This is a genomic window from Pseudomonas sp. Au-Pse12, from assembly GCF_021341665.1.
Lineage (GTDB): Bacteria > Pseudomonadota > Gammaproteobacteria > Pseudomonadales > Pseudomonadaceae > Aquipseudomonas.
Genome location: NZ_JAJTTH010000006.1, coordinates 312,036 through 334,931, shown reverse-complemented (window position 1 = coordinate 334,931; position 22,896 = coordinate 312,036). Strand labels below are relative to the sequence as shown.

General features: G+C 63.0%; 21 protein-coding genes, 1 tRNA gene and 2 pseudogenes. 8 read left to right on the top strand and 16 right to left on the bottom strand.

The annotated features are described in order from the left end of the window. Nucleotides 1-119 precede the first annotated feature (119 nt). The gene (locus LXM55_RS19115; RefSeq protein WP_233321815.1) at nucleotides 120-1,037 is read right to left on the bottom strand and encodes a LysR substrate-binding domain-containing protein; all 918 of its coding nucleotides are present in this window, start codon (nucleotides 1,035-1,037) and stop codon (nucleotides 120-122) included. A 292-nt stretch (nucleotides 1,038-1,329) separates the two neighbouring features. On the opposite strand from LXM55_RS19115, the gene LXM55_RS19110 reads away from it, so the two are divergent. Beyond that, the gene (locus tag LXM55_RS19110; protein ID WP_233321814.1) at nucleotides 1,330-2,913 is read left to right on the top strand and encodes an amidohydrolase; all 1,584 of its coding nucleotides are present in this window, start codon (nucleotides 1,330-1,332) and stop codon (nucleotides 2,911-2,913) included. Nucleotides 2,914-3,312: 399 nt separating this feature from the next. Here the strand turns inward: LXM55_RS19110 and LXM55_RS19105 are convergent, their stop codons facing one another. The 6 genes from LXM55_RS19105 to LXM55_RS19080 all read right to left on the bottom strand — a co-directional run bounded on the left by LXM55_RS19105 (nucleotide 3,313) and on the right by LXM55_RS19080 (nucleotide 9,470). Further along, nucleotides 3,313-4,944, bottom strand: coding sequence for a BBE domain-containing protein (locus LXM55_RS19105; RefSeq protein WP_233321813.1), 1,632 nt, complete (start codon nucleotides 4,942-4,944; stop codon nucleotides 3,313-3,315). 279 nt (nucleotides 4,945-5,223) lie between these two features. Then, nucleotides 5,224-6,435: a methyltransferase gene (locus LXM55_RS19100; RefSeq protein ID WP_233321812.1), complete on the bottom strand. Its 1,212-nt coding sequence runs from the start codon at nucleotides 6,433-6,435 to the stop codon at nucleotides 5,224-5,226. A 48-nt stretch (nucleotides 6,436-6,483) separates the two neighbouring features. Continuing rightward, a complete protein-coding gene (locus LXM55_RS19095; protein WP_170002027.1) occupies nucleotides 6,484-7,173 on the bottom strand; it encodes an ABC transporter permease in 690 nt (229 codons plus the stop codon). Beyond that, a complete protein-coding gene (locus LXM55_RS19090; RefSeq protein ID WP_233321811.1) occupies nucleotides 7,170-7,865 on the bottom strand; it encodes an ABC transporter permease in 696 nt (231 codons plus the stop codon). Before LXM55_RS19090 ends, LXM55_RS19095 begins: the two co-directional genes overlap by 4 nt. Before the next feature lie 65 nt (nucleotides 7,866-7,930). Further along, on the bottom strand, nucleotides 7,931-8,683 hold the full coding sequence (locus LXM55_RS19085) for an ABC transporter substrate-binding protein (RefSeq protein WP_233321810.1): 753 nt from the start codon (nucleotides 8,681-8,683) through the stop codon (nucleotides 7,931-7,933). 13 nt (nucleotides 8,684-8,696) lie between these two features. Next, the gene (locus tag LXM55_RS19080) at nucleotides 8,697-9,470 is read right to left on the bottom strand and encodes an ABC transporter ATP-binding protein (protein WP_233321809.1); all 774 of its coding nucleotides are present in this window, start codon (nucleotides 9,468-9,470) and stop codon (nucleotides 8,697-8,699) included. Nucleotides 9,471-10,034: 564 nt separating this feature from the next. Here LXM55_RS19080 and gabP point away from each other — a divergent pair. Continuing rightward, on the top strand, nucleotides 10,035-11,426 hold the full coding sequence (gene gabP / locus LXM55_RS19075) for a GABA permease (RefSeq protein WP_233321808.1): 1,392 nt from the start codon (nucleotides 10,035-10,037) through the stop codon (nucleotides 11,424-11,426). 385 nt (nucleotides 11,427-11,811) lie between these two features. Continuing rightward, complete coding sequence (locus LXM55_RS19070) at nucleotides 11,812-12,132, top strand: hypothetical protein (RefSeq protein WP_011058722.1); 321 nt, start codon at nucleotides 11,812-11,814, stop codon at nucleotides 12,130-12,132. Between the two features lie 81 nt (nucleotides 12,133-12,213). Here the strand turns inward: LXM55_RS19070 and LXM55_RS19065 are convergent, their stop codons facing one another. The 3 genes from LXM55_RS19065 to LXM55_RS19055 form a co-directional block, all read right to left on the bottom strand. Then, complete coding sequence (locus tag LXM55_RS19065; RefSeq protein ID WP_233321807.1) at nucleotides 12,214-12,624, bottom strand: hypothetical protein; 411 nt, start codon at nucleotides 12,622-12,624, stop codon at nucleotides 12,214-12,216. 125 nt (nucleotides 12,625-12,749) lie between these two features. Beyond that, nucleotides 12,750-13,724 (bottom strand): alpha/beta hydrolase family protein, encoded by a 975-nt coding sequence (locus LXM55_RS19060; RefSeq protein WP_233321806.1) that lies wholly within the window; start codon nucleotides 13,722-13,724, stop codon nucleotides 12,750-12,752. Nucleotides 13,725-13,772: 48 nt separating this feature from the next. Beyond that, nucleotides 13,773-14,102 carry a hypothetical protein gene (locus LXM55_RS19055; protein WP_233321805.1) on the bottom strand — a complete coding sequence of 110 codons (330 nt, stop codon included), beginning with the start codon at nucleotides 14,100-14,102 and terminating at the stop codon, nucleotides 13,773-13,775. 109 nt (nucleotides 14,103-14,211) lie between these two features. Here LXM55_RS19055 and LXM55_RS19050 point away from each other — a divergent pair. The 5 genes and pseudogenes from LXM55_RS19050 (at nucleotide 14,212) to LXM55_RS19030 (ending at nucleotide 17,753) form a co-directional block, all read left to right on the top strand. Continuing rightward, a pseudogene (locus LXM55_RS19050) lies at nucleotides 14,212-14,522 on the top strand (isochorismate lyase). Between the two features lie 105 nt (nucleotides 14,523-14,627). After that, nucleotides 14,628-15,209, top strand: a complete 582-nt coding sequence (locus tag LXM55_RS19045; protein ID WP_233321804.1) for a hypothetical protein — start codon at nucleotides 14,628-14,630, stop codon at nucleotides 15,207-15,209. A gap of 258 nt (nucleotides 15,210-15,467) precedes the next feature. After that, entirely contained in the window at nucleotides 15,468-15,926 is a 459-nt protein-coding gene (locus tag LXM55_RS19040) for a carboxypeptidase regulatory-like domain-containing protein (protein ID WP_233321803.1), read from the top strand. A gap of 212 nt (nucleotides 15,927-16,138) precedes the next feature. Further along, nucleotides 16,139-17,179 (top strand): DMT family transporter, encoded by a 1,041-nt coding sequence (locus LXM55_RS19035; RefSeq protein WP_233321802.1) that lies wholly within the window; start codon nucleotides 16,139-16,141, stop codon nucleotides 17,177-17,179. A gap of 295 nt (nucleotides 17,180-17,474) precedes the next feature. After that, nucleotides 17,475-17,753: a hypothetical protein gene (locus LXM55_RS19030; protein ID WP_233321801.1), complete on the top strand. Its 279-nt coding sequence runs from the start codon at nucleotides 17,475-17,477 to the stop codon at nucleotides 17,751-17,753. 84 nt (nucleotides 17,754-17,837) lie between these two features. Here the strand turns inward: LXM55_RS19030 and LXM55_RS19025 are convergent, their stop codons facing one another. The 6 genes and pseudogenes from LXM55_RS19025 to LXM55_RS19000 all read right to left on the bottom strand — a co-directional run bounded on the left by LXM55_RS19025 (nucleotide 17,838) and on the right by LXM55_RS19000 (nucleotide 22,881). Then, the gene (locus LXM55_RS19025; protein WP_233321992.1) at nucleotides 17,838-18,527 is read right to left on the bottom strand and encodes a PDDEXK nuclease domain-containing protein; all 690 of its coding nucleotides are present in this window, start codon (nucleotides 18,525-18,527) and stop codon (nucleotides 17,838-17,840) included. After that, nucleotides 18,513-18,913, bottom strand: a pseudogene (locus tag LXM55_RS19020) (DUF1016 N-terminal domain-containing protein); the annotation flags it as partial. The pseudogene LXM55_RS19020 and the gene LXM55_RS19025, both read right to left, overlap by 15 nt. Nucleotides 18,914-19,141: 228 nt before the next feature. Next, nucleotides 19,142-19,217: transfer RNA gene (locus LXM55_RS19015), tRNA-Phe, on the bottom strand. 105 nt (nucleotides 19,218-19,322) lie between these two features. Further along, nucleotides 19,323-19,595 (bottom strand): oxidative damage protection protein, encoded by a 273-nt coding sequence (locus tag LXM55_RS19010; protein WP_047301095.1) that lies wholly within the window; start codon nucleotides 19,593-19,595, stop codon nucleotides 19,323-19,325. Next, nucleotides 19,592-20,659 (bottom strand): A/G-specific adenine glycosylase, encoded by a 1,068-nt coding sequence (mutY, locus tag LXM55_RS19005; protein WP_233321800.1) that lies wholly within the window; start codon nucleotides 20,657-20,659, stop codon nucleotides 19,592-19,594. The genes LXM55_RS19010 and mutY overlap by 4 nt, the downstream gene beginning before the upstream one ends. Then, the gene (locus LXM55_RS19000) at nucleotides 20,656-22,881 is read right to left on the bottom strand and encodes an AsmA family protein (RefSeq protein ID WP_233321799.1); all 2,226 of its coding nucleotides are present in this window, start codon (nucleotides 22,879-22,881) and stop codon (nucleotides 20,656-20,658) included. Before LXM55_RS19000 ends, mutY begins: the two co-directional genes overlap by 4 nt. Nucleotides 22,882-22,896: the final 15 nt, after the last annotated feature.

Below are 22,896 nucleotides of genomic sequence, written 5' to 3'. Positions count from 1 at the left end.
GATTGAATTTTTATTGTGTGTGCAGCAGGTGGTCGGCTCATTATTGTGAAAAGCAACGCCACATCAATGGAATAATTTTTGCCTCATTGGTGAGTGAAATTTTCCATTCGGCCCGCTCTTCAAGGCTCGATCTGCGGGCCGTCGCTGATGCTTTGAGCGCTGGTTTGCAGCTGGTTTTTCAGCCAGTCGCTGAAGGCCTGGACCGCCGGTCGCTCGGCCTTGGCCGGGTCGATCACCAGGAAATAACCGCGCAGGGCACTGATGCTGATGTCGAACGGGCGCACCAGCAGGCCGCGGGCCAGGGCGTCGCCGCTGAGCAGGTTGTCGCCGATGGCCACGCCTTGCGCGGCGATGCAGGCCGACTGCGCGCAGTGCGCATCGGAGAAGGTAATGCCGCGGTCGGGGTTGACCTGGCTGGCCCCGGCGGCCGCCAGCCAGACCCGCCAGTCGCTGCTGTCGCTCATGTGGATCAGCGGAAAGTCCTTGAGCTCCAGCGGGCTCTTCAGGCCGCCAATGGCGTTGATCAGGCGCGGGCTGCACACCGGCGAGAAGCGCAGGGTGACGATCTGTTCCACCAGCAGCCCCGGCCAGTCGCCGATGCCGTAGGCGATGAACAGGTCAGCCTCGGCATCGCTGGTGTCGTCCTGAGCGCGCGGGCTGACCACCTGTAGCTGCACCTGGGGGTACTGGCGCAGGAAGCCGTTGATGTGGTTGCACAGCCAGAAACTGGCGAAGCCCGGGTTGCAGCTGATGCGCAATTTGCCCGACACCGCCTGGCCGTCGAAACGCCGCCCGGCGTCCTGGATATCCGCCAGGATGCGTCGTACTTCGCGGGCGTAGCACTCGCCCTGGTAGGTCAGGCCAATGCCGCGCCCGACCCGTTCGGTGAGGGCAAACCCCAGGCTCTGTTCGAGGCTGATGATCTGGTGGCTGATGGCGCTGCGGGTCAGGCTCAGCTGCTGGGCGGCGGCGGTCACGCTGCCTAGCCGGGCGACCGCGTCGAGGGCGCGCAGGGCGGTGATCGAGGGGTAACGCATACAACCTCCGGGTCAGGGGAACCTGTGTACGACGGCCCCAGGCAGGGCTCCGAGGCGCGGCTGGGCGCGTCGCAGTATGGGCCGCGGCGGCGCCGTATTGGTCAATTTTCTTTGACATTGCTGGCGAAAAAATTCGATTGATGTCATCGCTGCTTCACCAATACTGGACCGCGATCCGGGCACAGCCAACCGGACCATCCCTATAACAACAAGAGGTCCTGCAGGCCTGGAACGGACGCCGAGGCGTCCGGACAGCGGCCGGCCGGAACCTGGATAACCAGGAGTGCCGCGCATGTCCCGCTACAAAGCATTCGCTCTCGATTGGGTTGAGCGCCACCGCCAGCAATTGTCGGACTGGCACCAGATCATCTGGCATTACGCCGAGCCGGCGTTCCGTGAGTACAAGTCCAGCGCCTGGTATGTGCAGTTGCTGGAAGCCGAGGGCTTTACCGTTGAACGCGCCAGCGGCGGCATGCCCACGGCCTTCTGCGCCACCTTCACCCAGGGCCAGGGGCCGCTGCTGGCCACCTACGGCGAGTACGACGCGGTGCCCGGCAACTGCCAGGCGGCGACCACCCGCAAGCAGCCGCGTGATGGCCTGTCGCGCTTTGCTCCGGGGCACACCGACCCGCATTCGGCCCTGGGCATCAGCGCCCTCGGCGGGGCCCTGGCGGCCAAGGCGACCATGGTGGAATTCGGCCTGCAGGGCAGCATCAGGTTCTTCGGCGAGCCGGCGGAAAAGCTCCGCGCCTCCAAGCCGGTCCACGCCGCCAAGGGTTACTACGATGACCTGGACGCGGCCATCAGCTTCCACCCGACCTACATGCTGCCGCTGAACAACACCACCACCTGGGACACCCACTGCGGCATCGCCTACGCCTACATCTACAGCTTCACCTGCGAGGATCCGGAACACTGGATCGCTGCCGACCGTTACAGCCCGATCCCGCAGAACCACCTGGCGGCCCGGGCCCCGGGAGCCAACGACGCCCTGGTGCATTTCTACACCCTGAACGAAAGCCTGCGCCGCTCGACCCTGCCGTTCACCGGCCTGTGGAGCTACAACGAAGCGATCCTCACCGCCGGCCAGGCCACCGCCGACAACCTGCCGCCGCACCTGTCGCAGATCCAGTACCTGCTGCGCTGCGACTCCATCGAGCAGGCCGAAACCATCTCCCAGGTGATGGACAACAACGCCGCGGCAGCGGCCATGGCTACCGGCTGCCGCTGGAAAAAGACCTGGGTCTGCAAGTCCCGGGGCGGCCTGCCCAACCACGTCATGGCCCAGGCCACCTACGACAACCTGGCGGCGGTGGGGGCCCCGCAGTGGGATGAAGACGCGCGGGAGATTGCCCGCGAGATCCAGCGCAACCTCGGCCTGGAAGCCATGGACAAGCCCTTCCTGCCGGCCACCGAAGAACTGATCGAGCCCCAGGAATGCGAACGCCAGATGCGCCTGCAAATGCCCGCCTGGCAGAACTACCTGACCTCCGACGACTACCCGGAATACACCTGGCACTGCCCGACCGTGCGTCTGCTGGTGGCCCGGCCGATGCTCAGCGCGCCGCCGGGCACGGTCTATCCGGACTGGGTGTCCAACGCCCTGGGCGGCATTCGCCAGACCATCGATCCGATGATCGAGGTGGCGGCCAAGACCATCGCCGCGACCCTGGTCGACCTGCTGACCGACGAAGCGCTGCTCAGCGCGGCCAAGGCCGAGTTCGTCGAGCGTACCGGTGGCGGTATCGGCGGCAGCCGCTGGCAGGCGCCGCTGCTGCCCGAGGACTTCAAGGTGCCCCATGATTTCCGCTGGCCGGAGTACATCAGCACCGCCCGGGGCGAAGAGTGGTGGATCCCGGCTCGGGCCGATGAGTAGGGATGAGTAGGCAGGGGGGGCGTTATCAGGCCCTTGCCTGAGGTCGCTCCCAGGCACCTGAGCGCAGGGCGTTATGCCCGTTCGCTCAGGTGTTTATGCACAACGGATGGGCGGCCGGGGCGAGAAACTGCCGGATTTGTGCAGCCGTTCTCATCTTTTTGCAACTGGCTGTTTTTTCGGGATTTTATTTTATGAACAAAAAATGACCAGTTGCGGATTGCGCTTGCACGTCCTGCAATCCTGGGCATTTTCAAGATTCCATCAACAGACTTATCCACAGGTTGCGACGCCCTGTCGCAGAGGCATGCAGCCTGCTCGTCAAGCCGATGGCGCAGGGTCGCCGGGAGGCTTGATCGAGCAGGCTGTGGTTATGCCTGGGTGCTGGGTCCAGGCCGGAACCTACTCGGTCCTTGTGGCCGGAATGGACAGTTCATGACGGAACAGGTTGTGCGGGTCGATGGCGGCTTTCAGCTTGCAAAGCCTGGTGATGAGCTCGCTGTTCCAGCCGTAGTACAGGTTCAGCCAGTGGGGATCGACCGCGCCCGTATCGGTGTACTTCATGTCGACGTCGGGGTAGTTGATATAGCAGCCATCGTAGGCGGGGCGTTTCGGCTTGCCGCCATGCACGGCGGTGAAGATGTTGCGAATCCAGGCTATTTGCTCCGCGTCATCGGCCGCATGGGTCCAGTACGTCTGGTATTGGGTTTTAAGCAGTGAGTTTCGTTGAGGAACGGCGGTCGTGCCCATGCCCTTTTCATTGATGGCCCCGCCGTAGGAGTCGATCTGTACCAGCGACTGGCTGAAGCGTTTGTCTGCGGTCGCTTCGGTCAAGTGCGTCAGCAGCGCGTTGCAGGCCTGCTCGGAGAACTGTTCGACCTGATAGTCAGACTTGTATTTGCCCCGCTGATTGTTGCCCGAGCCGTTGATCATTTGAGTGACGTACAGCCAGTCCATCGCCGTGTGTTCAGGCACCGCGCCTCTGAATTTCCTGCCGGCGAGCGGGTGCCTGAGCGGGGCAATGTTAGGTGCGATGAAGCCGTCATGCAGGGTCGGCGTGATGCCCGCGGCGGCGTTCATCTTGCTGATGAAGTCGTTGAGCGGTATGTCGTTGGCGCCGCCGACCCGGCCATTGGGGCCGGTGTACTGGATCGCCAGCACCACATGGTCGGAGGTGTCCACATGGTTGAGTTTCAGCAGGGTGAACAAGCCACCGTTGCCAACGCCTTCCACCGGGCTGGTCGCGTTGGCGTCGTTATCCGAGAACCATTGCCAATAGGCTCGCAGGAAGTTCGAGAAGTTGGGAATCAGCTCTTTCCACGGGTAGGCCAGGGGAATCCAGTAGGCTTTCTGCGGGGCTTGGGGCAGTTGGTCGAAGTAGTAGCCGATGATGATGCCGAAGTTGCCACCGCCGGCCCCGCAACAGGCGCTAAACAATGCCTTGTCGTTGGCCGAGGGACTGTCCGCGCGAACATGCCGGAACGCCAGTTGCCGCGAGTTTCCGACCGGTACCAGAATGTCGACTCCGGTGACCCAATCCACGGTCAGGCCCTGCAGGCGCGATAACAATCCATAACCGCCGCCGCTGATGTGTCCGCCCACGCCGACTGAATAGCACGAGCCGCCAGGAAGGGTGCGCCCGGCCTGCTTGTACAGCGACAGGTAGCCGTCCCAGTTCTGGTTGCCGGTCAATGCCATGAATCGATATTTGCTGTGGCGGCTGTCCCAGGGCGAGGTGATGGATTGGTTCTCGTCGTACTTCAGGCCTTTCATTTCACCGATGTCGATGATTGCCAGGCTTTCTGTCTCGCCGCTCAACCTGTTGGAGACAAAACCCTCGTAGCAGTGGCCGCCACTGCGCACCGTGATGCGATAGCCCTCACGCAGTGCGGTATTGGCTGCCGTCAGGGCTTGCTCCGGGGTTGTGCAGACATAAATCCGCTTTGCGCCCTGTTCGATACTGGGCGGCCAGCGCAAGTTGAAACCCTTTTGCAGGGTTTCGTAGGTGTGTGCCTGAGGGTCGATGACGTTCATGGTTGACTCCCTGTCAGTGAGGGTGGACTTGGCGACTTCCTGTCGAAAGATGAGCGCTTTCGTTGTGCCAGCTCTGTTGCTTGGGGGCTGCCTGTGTCCGGTACGCCTTACAGACTAGTAGGCGTAATGAGCTTGGTTTTTTTCTTTTGTGAAGTTGAGGCATATCCCCCGGTTTGATAGGCGACTTTCAAAGGGGCGGGTTTGCCGTGGGTGTCCGACGTGCGTTGGTGAGGCCACTGGCGGCAGTGATGCACAGCGAGCGTGGGTCGAAGGGGGCGATTACCGGCGCTCTGCCAGCAGGAGCAGATTGCGTGGGGTCAAGGGGGCCTGGCAGAAGGTTCCGAGGCGCACGGCATAGCCCTGTTCTTGTAGAAACAGCGCACGGTCCAGCACCAGCCACAATTCCAGTGGGCGGCGGAACAGGCCCCGCAGCAGTTCCAGGTTGCGCACCTGGGCCAGGCGCTGCCAGCCGGCGGCTTCGAGGGCGGCCCAATCCTGGCAATCGCCTGTGGATAAGTCCTTGAGCGCGGCCAGGTCGCGGCAGTAGTCGGCGAACGGCTTGTCCAGCCAGTGGCTGGGCAGCGAAGGCGTTGGCAGGTATTGGTCGACCCCGCGCACTTGCCGTTGCAGCAGGTCGAAGGCCAGGCGCCGGGCCATGGAGCGGTCGCGCTGGCGCCGGACCCGGGCGCCAGCGGTGACGGTTTCGCTCATGGGCAGGGCCAGGTCTTCCAGGGACAGTTGCAGGCGCGATGCCCGGGCGGCTGTGGATAACCCCTGGTAGTGGCTGGCGCGGGTGCGGTTGTAGCAGCAAGGGGCAATGGCCAGCTGTGGACAACCCTGCTGGCTGGCCAACTGGATCAAGCGCACATGCAGATCGCCGCACGCGTGCAGGGCCACCGGACTGTGCTCGGCGCGCAGGTGCTGGGCGGTGTCATCGGCCAGCACGTCCTGGTGCAGATGGCGGGCGGGCAAACCGTGGTGCCGGCTCAGTTGCTCGCCACTGTCGATCAGCGCCGGGTCGTATTCCAGGCAGGTCAGTTGCTGCCCGGGTTGCAGCAGGCGCCGGCCGAGGTGGCCCTTGCCGGAGCACCAGTCGAGCCAGTGAGCCGGCGCGCGCTCGAATTGCAGGCAGGCGGCGAAGGCTTCGATCTGCTGCCATTTGCGCCCGGGCACGTCGACATTGAGGCGCGGGTGATGCGCGGGCAGGGCCTTTATGGGGAGTTCGCCCACCGCGCCGAGCGCTCGGGCCTGCTCCGCCAGTTGGGCAAAGGGCGCGGGTGCCTGGAGTAGCTCCGGGTGGTTATGAGCCGCTTCGGCGTCCTCCAGGGAGCGCTGGCGCAGCCACTGGGCCAGTTCGGGGTGAGCGGTTTCCCACGGCAGTTGCAGATGGTTGAACGGGCGCGGGCGCCAGAGCGCCTGGTGTTCAAGCAGGAAGCCGTCCAGGGCCTGGAAACGATCGAGCAGCGCGGGGCCTTGGAGGATCGAGGGCATGGGCGGTGGGTCCGGGCAGGCCCGCTCCCGGGCGGGAGCGGGGGAAGGTCAGCGTCCCTGGCAGGCGTCGACCCGCAGCCAGCGTTCCAGCAGCTTGAAGCCGCGTACCAGGACGTAGGCCATCACCAGGTAGAACAGCCCGGCGGCGAAGAAAATCTCCACCGGCAGGTAGGTGCGGGCGATGATGGTGCGTGCCATGCCGGTCAGTTCCAGCAGGGTCACGGTGCTGGCCAGGGCACTGGCCTTGAGCATCAGGATCACTTCGTTGCTGTAGGCCGGCAGGCCGATCCGCGCGGCGCGCGGCAGGATGATGTAGAACAAAGCCTTGGGTCGGGACATGCCCAGGGCCCGCGCGGCCTCGATTTCACCCGGCGGGATGGCCTGGATCGCACCGCGCAGGATCTCGGCGATGTAGGCCGCGGTGTGCAGGGTCATGGTCACGGTGGCGCACCAGAACGGATCGCGCAGGTAGGGCCACAGAGCGCTTTCACGCACCGCATCGAACTGCGCCAGCCCGTAGTACACCAGGAACAGCTGCACCAGCAGCGGCGTGCCGCGGAAGAAGAAAATGTAGGCGTAGGGCAGGGCGCGCACGTACCACAGCCGCGACGAGCGGGCGATGCCCAGGGGGATCGCCAGCAACAGGCCGGCGATGACCGCGATGGCCACCAGCTCCAGGGTCAGGGTTGCGCCCTGAGCCAGTTTCGGCAGCCATTTGATGATCACTTCCCAGTTCATTGGGCGCTCCTTGCGAAGCCGCGAGCGGCGCGTTTTTCCAGGAAGTGCATGCCGGTCATGGCCAGCACGGTCAGGCCCAGGTACATGAAGGCGGCGACCATGTAGAAGGTGAACGGCTGCTTGGAAACGGTCACTGCAATCTGCGAGTGACGCATGATTTCTTCCAGGCCGATCACCGACACCAGGGCAGTGTCCTTCATCAGGATCATGAACAGGTTGCCCAGGCCCGGCAGGGCGATGCGCCACATCTGCGGCATGATCAGCCGGGTGAAGATCCGCCATTTCGACAGGCCCAGGGCCATGCCGGCCTCGCGGTGACCCTTGGGAATGGCCAGGATCGCGCCGCGGAACACTTCGGTGGCGTAGGCGCCGAAGCACAGGCCAAGGGCGATCACCCCGGCGGCGAAGGCGTTGAGTTCAAGCTCGGGGTTGCCGAAGAACTCGCCCAGGGCCCGCATCAGGTTGACCGTGCCGAAGTAGATGAGCAGGACCCAGAGCAGCTCCGGAACGCCGCGCACCAGGGTCGAATAAGCGCCGCCAAGCCATTGCAGCGGCTTGTACGGAGAAGTCTTGGCCAAGGCGCCGAGCAGACCGAGCACCAGCCCCAGGCACAACGCCGAGAGGGCCAGCTTGACGGTCATCAGCGCGCCGGCGGCGAGCGCCGGGCCGAATCCGTAGAGATCGATATTCATGGGGTCTGGATGGCTTTGCTAAGGACCGGCGCCCAGGGGGCGGGCGCCGGTCAGGCAAGTCAGTATCAATAGATGCTGAACGGGAAGTACTTGTCGTTGATCTTCTTGTAAGTGCCGTCGGCCACGATTTCCTTCAGGGCGGCGTTCAGCTTCTCGCGCAGAGGATCTTTCTTGCGTACGGCAATGCCGATCTTGTCGCTTTCTTCAACCGGATCGCCCTTGAACTCGTAAGGCTTGCCGGCTTCGCTCTTGAGCCACTCGTAGTTGACGTACTTGTCGGCCAGGATCGCGTCCAGGCGGCCGGAGGTCAGGTCCAGGTAGGCGTTTTCCTGGGTGTCGTAGAGCTTGATGGTGATGTCGTCGCCCAGTTGATCTTCCAGCCAGGTGCCGGCCAGGGTCGCCCGTTGTGCGCCGATGATCTTGCCCTTGAGCGAGGCCTTGTCGGTCTTGAACTCGGTCTTGGCCTTGGGCGCGATGAACTGCAGCTTGTTGGAGTAGTACGGGTCGGTGAAGTCCACCGCTTGCTTGCGCTCGTCGGTGATCGACAGCGAAGAGATCAGGAAGTCGAACTTCTTCGCGTTCAGGGCCGGGATGATGCCGTCCCAGTCGGAGGTGACCACGGTGCATTCGACTTTCATCTTGGCGCACAGGGCGTCGCCGATGTCTTTGTCGAAGCCGACCACTTGGCCGCTGGCGTCCTTGTTGTTGAACGGCGGGTAGGCTGCTTCGATGCCCATCTTCAGGGTCTCGGCGGCAGCGCTGGCACTGAACGCCAGGGTGACGGCAGCGGCCAGGAGGATTTTCTTATAGCTCTGCATGCGTGTAGCTCCGTTAGCGGTTGCTGGACATGAATTGTTTGCAGCGTGCCGAAAGCGGGTTCTCGAAGACCTGCTGTGGCGATCCTTGTTCTTCTACCAGGCCCTGGTGCAGAAACACCACTTCACTGGAGACCTGACGGGCAAAGCTCATTTCGTGGGTGACCAGCAGCATGGTGCGGCCTTCTTCGGCCAGGGCGCGGATCACGTTGAGGACTTCCTGGACCATTTCCGGGTCCAGGGCCGAGGTCGGCTCGTCGAACAGGATGACTTTGGGTTGCATCGCCAGGGTGCGGGCGATGGCGGCGCGCTGCTGCTGGCCACCGGAAAGCTGGGCCGGGTAGGCGTGGCGCTTGTCGGCGATGCCGACCTTGGCCAGCAGTGCCTCGGCCACTTCGATGGCTTCGGCCTTGCTCTGGCCCAGCACCCGGCGCGGTGCCTCGATGATGTTGTCGAGCACGCTCATGTGCGGCCAGAGATTGAAATTCTGAAAGACGAAACCGATTTCGCTGCGCAGGCGGTTGATCTGCTTGCCGTCGGCGGCCACCAGCTCGCCGTTTTTCGCGGGCTTGAGCTTGAGCTCTTCGCCGGCGACCAGGATCTGCCCCTGGTGCGGATTTTCCAGCAGGTTGATGCAGCGCAGGAAAGTGGACTTGCCGGAGCCGGAGGAACCCAGGATCGATATCACGTCACCGTCGCGTGCGGTCAGCGAGATACCTTTGAGTACCTCCTGAGTGCCGTAGCGTTTGTGCAAGTTGCGGATTTCAAGCGCGGGCGTGGCCTCAGCCATGTGCGGTCCTCATAGAGTTCATTGTGCTCCTGCTGTTGGCGGCCTTCCTGGCGAGGCGCCAAGCTAGCATAGGGTTCGAATCGCAGCCAACAGCGCTACCGGAGGTAAACGGACGGTGTGTGGCAGGTTGTCGCATCAGCACAGAAGACTGTCGCCCCATCAACAACCGAACGCCCGTTTGAACCCTGGATTCGCCTGGAATCCGGTAGGTGTCGCGTAAAAAAAGGCGCGATGGTGCCAGCTTTGGCCGGGTGTTGGAAGGGTTTACGGGCCAAAGGTCATGGATCTGCACTCTAATCGCTCATCGCCCACTTTTCGGGTGTGTTTCTGGTGCGCCGGATTGTCCGACAAGTGAGTCGCCCGGTAACGAAATGGCGAAATGCCATTGATCTCAAGGAGTTGGGAATCCCGTCGGTCGGCTCGCCAACCCCCGTTGCCCGGGACTCTGTAACATTTTGGCGCAAATCTTGCGTGCGAAATAAAGAACGCCCTGTTGGATTCTTTTTACGAGAGCCAATCCAGCCCGGGTGGAGTGATTCTTTTTTCGTTGCAAAGGTGCTTTTCATGAGCGGTACGCAACTCTCCAATGACCTCGAACAGGGGCTCAAACCGCGGCATGTAACCATGCTGTCGATTGCCGGTGTGATCGGCGCAGGTCTTTTCGTCGGCTCCGGCCACGCCATCGCCGAGGCCGGCCCGGCCGTGCTGCTGGCCTATGCCGCCGCTGGCACCCTGGTGGTGCTGGTGATGCGCATGCTGGCGGAAATGGCGGTCGCCTCGCCGGACACCGGTTCGTTCTCGACTTACGCCGATCGCGCCATCGGCCACTGGGCCGGTTTCACCATCGGCTGGCTGTACTGGTGGTTCTGGGTGTTGGTGATCCCGCTGGAAGCCAACGCCGCCGCGACCATCCTGCATGCCTGGTTCCCCAACGTGGCGATCTGGGTCTTCACCCTGGTGATCACGTTGCTGCTGACCGCCACCAACCTGTTCAGCGTGAAGAACTACGGCGAGTTCGAGTTCTGGTTCGCCCTGATCAAGGTGGTGGCCATCATCGGCTTCGTGATCCTCGGCCTGGCGGCCATTTGCGGCTTGCTGCCCAATAGCCAGGTCAGCGGTGTCTCGCACCTGGTGGATACCCAGGGCTTCATGCCCAACGGCATGGGCGCGGTGCTGGCGGCCATGCTGACCACCATGTTCTCCTTTATGGGGACCGAGATCGTTACCATCGCCGCGGCAGAATCCCACAACCCGGGCAAGCAGATCTCCAAGGCCACCAACTCGGTGATCTGGCGGATCGGCCTGTTCTACCTGGTGTCGATCTTCATCGTCGTGGCCCTGGTGCCGTGGAACGACCCAAGCCTGGCCCAGGTCGGCTCCTACCAGACCGTGCTTGACCGCATGGGCATTCCCAACGCCAAGCTGATCGTTGACCTGGTGGTGCTGGTGGCGGTGACCAGTTGCCTGAACTCGGCGCTCTATACCGCCTCGCGCATGCTCTTCTCCCTGGGCAAGCGTGGCGATGCCCCGGCAGCGGCCAAGCGCACCAATGCCAGCGGCACGCCTTACTGGGCGGTGATCCTGTCCACCGCTGCGGCCTTCCTCGCGGTGTTCGCCAACTACGTGGCCCCGGCGGCGGTGTTCGAGTTCCTGCTGGCCAGTTCCGGCGCCATCGCCCTGCTGGTGTACCTGGTGATCGCCGTGTCGCAACTGCGCATGCGCCAGAAGCGCGTGGCGGCTGGCGAAAAGATCGCCTTCCGCATGTGGCTGTTCCCCGGCCTGACCTACGCGGTGATCGTGTTCATCGTGGCGATCCTGGGCATCATGCTGTTCCAGGAAGAGCATCGGGTGGAGATCCTCGCCACCGGCCTGCTGAGCATCCTGGTGATCGCCGCCGGCCTGCTGGTGGCCCGTCGGCGCAAGATCGAGGGCAAGGGCGCCCTGGTGCTGAACTGACGGTTTGACGCTTTGCCATACAAAAAGGCCGCTGTCAGCATTGACCGCGGCTTTTTTTATTGGATCTGTGACTTGTTACATGGCGTTTCATGGACAGCCCGCTGGCGAAATAGTAGCCTGCGCGCTCTTCGATAAGAGCTCTTGCGTGCCTGCGTGAGAGGAGCTAGGGAATAGCGCTGTATTGCAAGGGATTGAATGCTTGTCGGGACTCTGAATCCGTCTTCCGCTTCCCTCCCCCTGATCCATCCGCGCCGGCCCATGCTCCTGATTGTCCGCACTTGCCTATGGCATGGCTGACGGTCCCGGCTCGAAGAATGAGCATTCAGGGTCCAATGGCGATCGCCCGGTCGTTGGTTCCTCAAAATGGGGCGGCAAGGAGACGCGCATGGCGTTCACTAAAATCATCTTCAAAAACCCGAACACCGGAGCCATCAAGGAAGCGCCAGTTGGTTTCTCCTGGACCGTGTTCTTCTTCGGTTTCATCCCGGCACTGTTCCGCGCCGACTGGAAATGGGCAGCCATCATGTTCCTGCTGGCCATGTTCACTTTCGGCCTGAGCAACCTGGTGTTCATGTTCATCTACAACAAGCTGTATGTCCGTGACCTGATCGGCGCAGGCTTCAAGGCCCAGTCCATCGCCAGCGGCGACCTGAACTTCGCCAGTTCGCGCATCGGCATGGAAATTCCTCGGCTGGAAGCGGCCTGAGTCTCGGCTCGGCTTCTGTAGCTGAAATGAAAAGGGCGCATTCATTGCTGAATGCGCCCTTTTTTCATGCCTGTCGGCGGCTCAGTCCTTGGTGCTGAACAGCGCCTGGGACGCGGCCATGTAGTCGTTGCGGAAGGCCTCGGACTCGATCCACTCCAGCGCCGCCGCCTCGTCGGCTTCGGTGGACCAGTTGCGGTACTCGATCAGCGCCGCAAGGATGAAATCCGTGGCGCCTTCGTCGCCTTCCTGCTCATACACCAGCTCCAGCAACGGGTCCGAGAGGAACACGGTGCACATGGCCTGCAGGCTGGTTTTCTCGGCGTCGAGCATTTTCACGAACAGCTCGGTCAGGTCCACCGACTCGAAGTCGATGCGGCTGTCGTTGGGGTCCAGCTCCAGTTCCGAAGTGGGTGCCGTGCGCTTGGCGCGGTTTTGCTTGGCCTTGGTTTTCGCCCGCTGGGCCCTTTTGTGTTGCTTGTTCGCAGATGCCATGGGCGCCTTACCTTGATGCTGTGAGGTGTTTCGCGTGGGTCGCCGGGCTGCAGCGACCTTTTCAGGCGGCCAAGGATGCCAGCAAATCGAGGCCGGAGCACCTGCCGCCGGGCGAGAAGGGCGGCTCAGGCGCGCGGCACTACCCGTCCCGGGCTGCGGCTGTCGAGTTCGCCGTGGCGCAGCCAGCTCAGGATGATGGGCCAGAGCCGGGTGTCGAAGCGGCTGTGGAAAAAGGCGAAATGGCCGACCTCGGTTTCGCCGATATCCTGCGGGGCGATGCGCAAATGGGTGCGGGCGCTGTGGCTGAAGTAGCCCAGCAGGCGCTCAATGGCCGCCACCGTGCCGAAGGGGTCGTCGCTGAGGCTGATGGCGAGCACGTTGGCCGTGACCTGGGCGAAGGGCTGGCCGCTGCGCGCGCCGGTGAGCCTGCGGCCACTGGGGCGGCCTTCATAGCGTGGATGCGGGGTGGCCCAGTCGCGGACCACGCCGGCGGGGGTGTCCTCCATCCAGCCCAGGCGCTTGCCCGGGAAGTAGCCGTAGAAGCCGGTCAGCAGGGGCATCAGCACATGCCATTTGCCCAGCATGCGCCAGCGCAGCCGGGGCTCGTAGTCGCGCCAGTAGGCGAACTGCGCGCCCATGGTCGCCACGCGGCGGATTTCCCCGGCGGAGGCCGCCAGGCCCACGGCACAGCCACCGAAGCTGTGGCCCACCACATCGATTGGTTGCCCGGGAAACTCGCGCCGGGCGCGTTGCAGCATGGCTTCGAAATCCAGTGCGCCCCAGTCCGACCAGGACGCCTTGAGCCCCTTGAGCGAGGCCGGGCGCGACTCGCCGATGCCGCGATAGTCATAGGTCATGACGTCGAAGCCATTGGCGAACAGGTAGTCGGCGAAACGGAAGTAGTAGCGGCAGCGCACCGAGGTCGCGGCGTTGATGATCACCACCGGTCGCGCCGGGTCGGCTTGCGGGTGGCGCCAGCCGAAGCCACCGATCAGGTAACCGTCGGCCGCCGGTTCGTGGAAGGTTTCGCTGGGGCCGGGCGCCGGCTCGGTAGCGGTGGGGCGCGCGGCAGGCAGGTCGGGTGAGGACAGCAGGGACATGGACGGTTATTCCTTGGCGGCTGCAATGTGCCGGAGCAGCATCCGGCGTCAGCGAAGTTTTTTTTCTGGGCTCATTAATACCCGGCCGATCCACAGCGCGGCAACTGCCAGTGCGCCCAGCAACAGGGTGCTGGTGCCTTGCCAGAGCAGCTCGATATAGAACTGGGTGGGCTGTTGTGCCTGGCTGTAGGCGAGCTTCGGGCCGGCGCGGTTGCGGGTAACGATCAGCCCGTCCAGCCAGGCGTTCACCAGCGCCCAGTCCAGTAGCCCGGTCAGTGCCAGCAGCACGCTACCGATCAGCAGGAATACCCAGGCGCCCCTGCCGGTCTTGCCGGGCTTGGGATGGGGCAGGCGGACTCGGGTTCTCTTCTGGTTCACGCGGGCAGTTCCTTTGCAGTCGAATGGGCGCGAGCCTGCAACTTTACTCCCATGCGCCGCCATGGGAATAATCCGGGCCCAGCCGCTAGATGTCGATGGAGCCTTGAGCATGGAAGTGAAGCTGCAGATGAGCCCGGAACAATGCCAGGGCATGGAAGATATCCGTCGGGAAATCGACAGCCTGGATCGGGCGGTCATTGCCCTCCTGGGCGCGCGTTTCAAGTACGTGCTGGCCGCGTCGAAGTTCAAGACCTCGGCGGCCACCGTGCGGGCCGAGGAGCGCTTCAAGGCGATGCTCGCCACCCGCCGCGAATGGGCCGAGGCCGAAGGCCTGAGCGCAGATGCCATCGAGAAGCTGTACAGCAGCACTTTATCGCAGAGGAGATGAAGCATTGGCAGGCGGCGCAGGCGCCTGCTTGAGCTTGTAGGCCGGCGTTCGGCGTTGATCGGATTGGGCAGCGTCCTTGATCTGTGTCGGCGCCGGGTATGCTGGCGACCTTTTTTGATCGATCAGGAACGACAACCATGCAATTTCGCTCATGGACAGGGCTGGCGCTGGCAGCGCTATTGGCAGCGACCGGGCAGGTACAGGCGAGCGAGCCTTCCTCGGTGTATCTGCGTTGCAGCATGACCCCCGAGCAGTACGCCAAGGCCATGGCGGCAGCGCCACGCCCGGCGGTTTCCTACAGCGATTGGCAGAAGTGGTTCGACAGCAAGGACATGTACGGCTCGGCGCGGGTCGATGCCGAGTGGTTGCAGGATTCCGGTGCGCGCAGCCTGCAGGAGGTGGTGCAGATCTGGGCCGGGCCGGGTAGCGCTTCGCACTATGATCCGCAGACCGGTCGCTGGCAGTTCGCCCTGCTGGAGTTCACCGACAACTATGGCGAGATGATCCAACTGCTGGCACCGCTGCGCAGCGTCGCCCCTTACTGCCAGCCCGGCTCCGACAGTTTCCTGCTGATCTACTCCTACATCTGGGGGGATGGCGATAACGCCTACTTGACCCTCAACAAGCAGCGCAGCCAATTTGCCGGCAAACCCACCAAGGCCCAGCGTGCCGAGGCCGATGCGGCGCTCAAGGTGCTGATGGATGCCAGTTCGCAGTGAACAAGTGGCTGGGCGGGCAAGGTCTCCGAGCCGGCGAGCCTAGATTCCTTTGGTTAAAGACTTCACGCCGAATCGTTCTAAACCGCTCTCTGTCGCGGCATACACTTAAGACAGGAGCTGCAAGCACAAGGTTGCTTGCCTGAGAGGGGCTGGTCATTCAGAGACAGTAGGGGAGACCCAGTCACCGCCATCCTGGGGCTGAAGACGTGGCGGTGGTGTTCTGTTCACCGGTTCGAGACGAACCCGGGAGTGGTCATCATGAAGTCCTTTCCTATGAGTGTCATATCCGGCGTTGTGGCGGCGCTGCTGTCAGTGACGCCACTTGGCCTGCAGTCCGCCACCATCAGCAGCGAGCCGATCGATCCGGCCGGTGTGCAGCTGGAGCCGCAACAGCAGAATGGCATCACCTATCTGTGCGGCGGCATCGGCCTGGACGAGTCGCGGGCTATCCAGCTGGTCAAGGGTTACAACCTGCACATGACCTTTTCCGTGGGGCCGGAAAACCAATACACCTCGGATATCGATGTGGCGATCCAGAACCTGCAAGGGCGGTCGGTGCTGAACCTGAACCAGGTGGGCCCGTTCGTCTATGTGCAGTTGCCGGCCGGAAAATACCAGGTTGTCACCACGCGCAACGGGCATGTGCAACACAGCATGGTCGATACGCGGATGGCGGCCACGCGCGACCTCAACCTGCACTGGAATGACGCCTACTGAGTAAGGGCGGGGGTGTTGCCCGGCGTGGAACAGGGGCAATGCCCAATCCCAGGCCTGAAAAGCCCTGAGTCGAAAGATTCAGGGTTTTTACTGTGGGCGGGCAGAAAGAGGGAGGCATGCGCTTGTCCGTTGCGGGGTGATTCACATCATTTCCACACGGGCAGAGCCATCATGCACAACTGCATGCCACCAGCCTGAAAGGCGACCCGAATATGAATCTGAGTGTTCTCTATGCCTTGGCGGCCGCCGCCTTGTTCGGCGCCAGTACGCCGTTGGCCAAGCTGCTGGGGCTGGATGTTCCGCCGATGCTCCTGGCTGGGCTGCTGTACCTGGGCAGTGGCGTCGGCCTGGCCATTGTCCGTTGCGTTCGCGATCGGGGTTGGCGACCGACGGGGCTGACGGCGCGCGAGTGGCCGTGGCTACTGGGGGCGATCTTGTTTGGCGGAGTGCTGGCGCCGGTCGCGCTGATGTTCGGCCTGACGCGGACCGCAGGCGCCACCGCTTCGTTGCTGCTCAACCTGGAGTCGGTACTCACCGCGGTGCTGGCGTGGCTGGTGTTCAAGGAGAACGCCGATCGCCGGATCGTGCTCGGCATGCTCGCCATCGTGTTGGGCGGGATCGTTCTGTCATGGCCGCAGCAGCACGCCGGCGCTGATGACTGGCTGGGGCCACTGGCGGTGGCCTTCGCCTGCCTGTGCTGGGCCATCGATAACAACCTGACCCGCAACGTCTCGGCGTCCGATGCGCTGTTCATCGCCGGCAGCAAGGGATTGGTGGCGGGGGTGGTCAATGTTGGCCTGGCGCTGCTTATTGGCGCGCAACTGCCTGCCGCTGCCACACTGGGGCCGATACTGCTGGTGGGGTTCCTGGGTTACGGCGTCAGCCTGGTGTTGTTCGTCCTGGCTCTGCGTGGGCTGGGCAGCGCGCGCACTGGGGCCTATTTCTCCACGGCGCCCTTTCTTGGCGCGGCGCTCTCGATTCTGATCCTCGGCGAGTCGGTTTCCCTGTGGTTCCTGGTGGCGGCGGCACTGATGGCCATCGGCGTCTGGATTCACTTGATGGAACACCATGCTCACGAGCATCAGCATGAACCTCTCGCGCACAACCATCGCCATAGGCATGACGAGCACCACCAGCATGAACACGGCTTTGAGTGGGACGGCTCGGAGCCCCACAGCCATCCCCATGAGCACGCGCCGATCCGGCATAGCCATGCGCACTTCCCCGATGTTCATCATCGGCATAAACACTGAGTGGGCTGGTTACTTTCAGTCACCAGGTGAGGGCTTGCGCTGATCCGACCTGCTCTTTACTCTGCGCCGGTCGCTGCCAAATCAGCGGCCGGGTGTAGGAGCCCGAGAGTCGCACCGTGCACAGGCGCCCAGCTTTTCTTGGGCGCTTCTTGCTGCCCTGTGTTTTATGGCGGCTGTGCGCGGGCACGCTTCGGCGTGGCCGGGTTGTGCGACCGGTCTCCTACCCCGCGTACAGCTGCCACCCAGCTTGTAGGAGAGCTTGGGGGGAGCTTCCCTAACGCACGGAGCTACATCAATGAACGGATATATCCCTCTTCAACACACGCCAGCGGACAACCCCGTCCTGCTGATCAATCCTCATGCGCCGCTGGTCGATCTTCTGGCCTGCGCCGATCAGCGCATCCGCGCCCTTCACAAACTGATGAACAGCCTGTCCGGCATGACCGCGCAAACGGCTGACGCCAGCGACCTGTTCCAGATCGCCGACATCGCCTCGCTGCTGCTCGGTGATGGCGTGGCCCTGCTCGATGTGGCTCAGGGGCAGGCGCTGGAGAGTGCTGGCAGAGCCTTCTGATCAGCGCAGGCAGGTAATGCGTATGCGGTCAGGGTCGATACGAATCTGACCGCCTTCAAACCGGCCTGAGAGCATCTGCGGCGCTTATCGGCTTCCCGGCAGTACCTGGTCAGTTTGCGCCAGTAGGCGCTCTTCGATCCTGGCTCGCTCGCGGTCCAGCTCATCACGCAGTTGCTCTTCGCTGGGCAGTACTAGCTTGTACTTGCTTGCAAACAGCTGCTCATGCCCGTGTAGCACGGAATAACGAACCATGGATTCGTCTTTTTGTGTGCATAAAATGATGCCCACGGTAGGTCCGTCATCCGCCCCGCGTTTGAGGTCGTCGTAAAGGCGCACGTACATATCCATCTGGCCAATATCCTGATGGCTGAGTTCGCCACGCTTGAGATCGAAGACCACGAAACATTTGAGCAGGTAGTTGTAGAACACCAGATCGAGGTAGAAGTCTTTGCTCTCGGTGCTGATACGTTGTTGACGAGCAACAAAGGCGAAGCCCTTGCCCAGTTCAAGCAGGAAGGCTTGCAACTGATTGATCAGCGCCTGCTCCAGATCGTTCTCCAGCAGGTTGGCAGGGCTGGGTACTCCAAGAAACTCCAACAGCACAGGATCGCGGACAAACTCCCTTGGAGTCTTGCCCAGGGCTTGAATATTGATGGCCGCCTCTTGCTCGACAGGGGCGCGATCCTGGCTACTCAGGAGGCGTTCGTAATAGAGCGTGCCGATCTGGCGTTCCAGGGCTCGGGTTGACCAGCCCTGTGTCGCGGCTTCGTGCATATACCACTGGCGCGCGTGCTGGCTTTCGACTCTTAGAAGCAAGCGATAGTGGGTCCAGCTCAATTCGCGACGCAGTGCGTCGCATTTTTCGACGCTCAGAAAAAACCGCGCATATGCCGCAAGTTGGTAGCGTCGAAGCCTTTGCCAAACTCTGCGCTCAGTACCTTTGCCAGTTCTGGCAGCAGGCGCTTTCCATAGGTCGCCCGTTCGGCGCCGCCTTGCTCAAACTCCACGATGTGCCGGCCGATTTGCCAGCAGGTTTGTACCTGAAGCGTATCGACGGTGCGTAGTGCCTGTCGGCGTGATTGACGGATCAATTCACCGAGGCTGTCGATCAGCGGAAGAAGGTGGGTATCGGGATTGTTCCACGTACTTGCCTGACTCATATGAACCTCCACAGAGGGCAGCCTGACGGATTGGCAAACTGAGGAGAGTGCCAGCAAGTCACGACTTGAGCTGGGTCATGGGGTATCGGGGTATTTCTGTCGGGGTGCAACGCTCTTGGCGATGCAGGTTATACGGGGAGGGGCTAAATCTCAGGCAACAAAAAACCCGCACTAGGCGGGTTTTCTGGTTGCTTTCACGTGATGTAAACACCACCTGAAAGCTGAAGGTGGTGCCCAGAGACGGAATCGAACCGCCGACACGGGGATTTTCAATCCCCTGCTCTACCGACTGAGCTATCTGGGCAACGGGGCGCATTAAACGGGTTTTTCAGGGGGGCGTCAAGCAAGTTTTGAAAAAAAGTTTAATTATTACCGCCGCTTACGTTCCGCCCCCGATTTTGTGCGGGTTTTACTCAGCCGGTGGCACGTAGCCTTCGGCCTTGGCGTATTCCTCGCCGGAGAAAAATTTGTCCATCTCGCCCTGCAGATATTTGCGGTCTTCGGCATTCATCATGTTCAGGCGCTTTTCGTTGATCAGCAGGGTCTGGTGTTTCTGCCAGTCGGCCCAGGCCTTGGCCGAGACGTGTTCGAAAATGTCCTGGCCCTTGGCGCCCGGGTAGGGAGGGCGCTCCAGGCCCGGCAGTTCTTCCTGGTATTTGCGGCACATTACGGTGCGGGTCATGACGACTCTCCTGCATTCAAGACTTCGGCCGCGCGCTTCAGCAGTTTTTTCACCGGGGCGGCAAGGCCCAGGCGCGGCGGGGTGGCGAGGTTATACCAGAGCCAATCGGCCTCGGCGACGTGCAGGGCCGACTCTTCGACCCGGATCAGCCAGGGCTCGATGGCCAGTTGGAAGTGACTGAAGGTGTGGAGCAGATCCGGCATCTGCTGTTGCTGGCCCAGTTCCAGGGCGTGCTGCGAGGCCAGGTGCGGGATATCGTCCAGGCCATCCAGTTCTGGCAGGCTCCACAAGCCGCCCCAGAGGCCGCTGGAGGGCCGCCGGTAAAGCAGGATGGCGCCTTCGCGGTTGGCCAGCATCGGCATCAGGGTGCGCTTCTGCGGCACCTCCTTGCGCGGCTTGGGAATCGGGTAGCGGGTTTCCAGGCCGAGCATGTGGGCTTCGCAGCCGCGCTCCAGGGGGCACAGCAGGCAGCTGGGCTTGCTCCGGGTACAGAGGGTCGCCCCCAGGTCCATCATCGCCTGGGTGTAGTGGTTGACCCGGCTGTGGGGCGTGAAGCGCTCCGCGGCGGCCCACAGCTGTTTGGCGACCTTGGGTTCGCCCGGGTAGCCCTCCTGGGCGGTGAAGCGTGCCAGCACCCGCTTGACGTTGCCGTCGAGGATTGGCGCCCGCAGGCCCATGCTGATGCTGGCGATGGCGCCGGCAGTGGACAGGCCGATGCCCGGCAGCTCGGTGAGTTTTTCCACGTCCCGGGGGAACTCGCCGCCGTGCTCGGCCATGACGATCTTCGCGGTCTTTTGCAGGTTGCGCGCCCGGGTGTAGTAGCCCAGGCCGGTCCACAGGTGCAGCACTTCGTCTTCCGGGGCTTCGGCCAGGGCCTGCACTGTGGGCAGCGAGGCCATGAAGCGGTCGAAGTAGTTGAGCACGGTGCTGACCTGGGTCTGCTGCAGCATGATCTCCGAGACCCACACCCGATACGGGTTGATGTCCTGCTGCCAGGGCAGGTCATGGCGGCCGTGGCGGTCGTACCAGTCCAGCACCGCCGTTGAAAACGCCTCGGCTCTCATCGTTTGAACAGCCCCTTGAGCGCGTTTTTCAGTTCCGGGCTGACTTTGTCACCCAGTTTCTCGTCGATTTTCTGCTGCAGCCGGTCACCGGCCAGTTTGGCCGCGACCTGGCCCAGGCCGTCCTTGTCCAGGCGGCAGGCCTTGGCCCCCAGCTCCAGCGGCCCGCGGCAGCGCAGCGGCAGTTCAACGCCGGTGAAGCGTTCACCGACCTGGCAGGCCGGGTCGGGGTTATTGCTGAGGTCGCCCTCGACGACGATGCCGACCCGGTAGTCCATGCCCAGTACCCGCAGGTCGATATCACCATTGCCGTTGACGCTCAGGCCGGGGATGCGCACTTTCAGGTCCGGGTTGCTGGCCACGCCGTTGCGCAGCGTCAGGTTGCCCTTGAGCTCCTGGAAGGGCGTGTCCTTGCCCCGGGGCGTGCTGGTGAGGTTCTTGCGGTTGAGCACGGCGATGCCCTGGCACAGTTGCTGCTCGATGTTGGCGTTGAGCAGCACGCCGTTGTTGATGACGAAACTGGCGCTGCCGTTGAGGCTGTCGATCAGCGCTTTCTGGCTGTTGCCATTGCCGCTGAGGTTGCTGTTGAGGGTCACCAGGCCCTTGACTGGAGGTGTCTGGCCCTGGCTTTCGAGGATGCGTTCCACCGGCACCCGGTTGATCTTGGTCTGCAGGTTCAACTGCGGTGTGCTCTGGCGCACATCGAGGGTGCCGCTGGCCTCGAAGCTGCCGTTGTACAGCTCGCCGCGCAGGCTGGACAGTTTCAGCAGGCCGCCCTGGCCGCTGGCCTTGAGCGCGGCGTTTTGAATCGGCAGCTTGTCCAGGGTCAGTTGGCCGAAGCTCAGGTCGGCGTCGACGTCGAGCTTGTTCAGGCGTTCCACCGGCAGCAGTTTGTCGGTGCTCCAGGCGCCCTTGGTCGGCGAGTTAGGCAGCGGCGTGGTGCCGGCGCCGGCCATGGCGTCGGCTTCGCTGCTCTGCACTTCAGCCTTGCGCGCAGTGGCGGCACTGTTGGCGGCGGCAGACTTGGGCGGCAGGTAGCGGTCGACGTTGAAGGTGTCGGCCTTGAGCTGGGCGCGCAGGGCTTGCTTGTCGAAGTCCTCGATGGCCAGGCGGCCGCTGAAGGTGCTGTCGTCGAGCTTCAGGTTCAGGTCTTCCAGGGCCAGGCTGCTGGGCGTGCCTTGCAGGCGGCTGACCAGCTCGACCTTGCTCAGGCTGCCTTCGGCCATGGCCGGCAGGGTCTGGCCGATGCTGTCGACGAATTTCGCCAGGTCGAACTGGGCGATGGAAATCCCGCCGCTGATCTGCGGGGTCTTGTCCAGGTCATTGACCTTCAGCTCGCCCAGGGCGCGCAGTTGGTTGAGGGAGACTTTCAGCCCGGTCCACTGGCCGACGTTGGCGGCCTTGTCCAGCAACAGCTGGCCCTGGGCGGCGAAGGTCACGGTCTTGCCTTGCAGCGGGTCGCCGGTGGCCTCGCCGGACAGGCGCATGTCTTCGAACTGGTAGCGCTGCAGGGCGCGGTCGAAGCGCAGCTCGCCATTGAGCTCGGTGCGCACGCGCACCGCCGGCTGGGTGCTGGCGAGGAAGGCGGTGAGCTTGACCGGGGTGCTGCTGGCTTCGTGAATCGGCCCGGTGCTCAGCTGGATGCTTTCGGCGGTGAACTGCTTGTCGGTCTGTTCATCGTTGTATTCAACCCGCGCGTTGTTCACGGTCAGGCTGTCGATGTCCAGGCGGATCGGCTGCGAGGGTTTCTCTGCGCCGGCCGGGGCCTGGCTGGCGTCGCCGGTGCTGGTGGCCGGGGTCTCGGCCTGCTTGTCGGTCGGCGCTACCTTGCCGATGTCCTGCCAGTTGCCGTGGCCGTCCTTGTTGCGGGTCAGGCGCAGGTTCAGGCCTTCGACCCGGACATCGCTCATCTGCACTTCGCGGCGCAGCAGCGGCAGGACGCGCACTGACAGGCCGAGCATCTGCAGGTCGGCGAAGGGTTGGGTCGGGTTGGCCAGGGTGGCCACTCCGGCATCGTGCAGTTCCAGGCCCAGCCAGGGGAACAGGCTCCAGCCGATATCGCCATTGAGCGTCAGCTCGATGTGGGCCTTGTCGCGGGCAATCTGGCGAATCTCGTCTTTGTAATCGTTGGGATCAAACAGGTGGGTCAGGGCGAAGCCCAGAGCCACGATGATCAGCAACAGCCCGAGAATGACCAGACCCAGGATTTTGCCGAACGCTTTCATGGGCGAGTCCTTGTA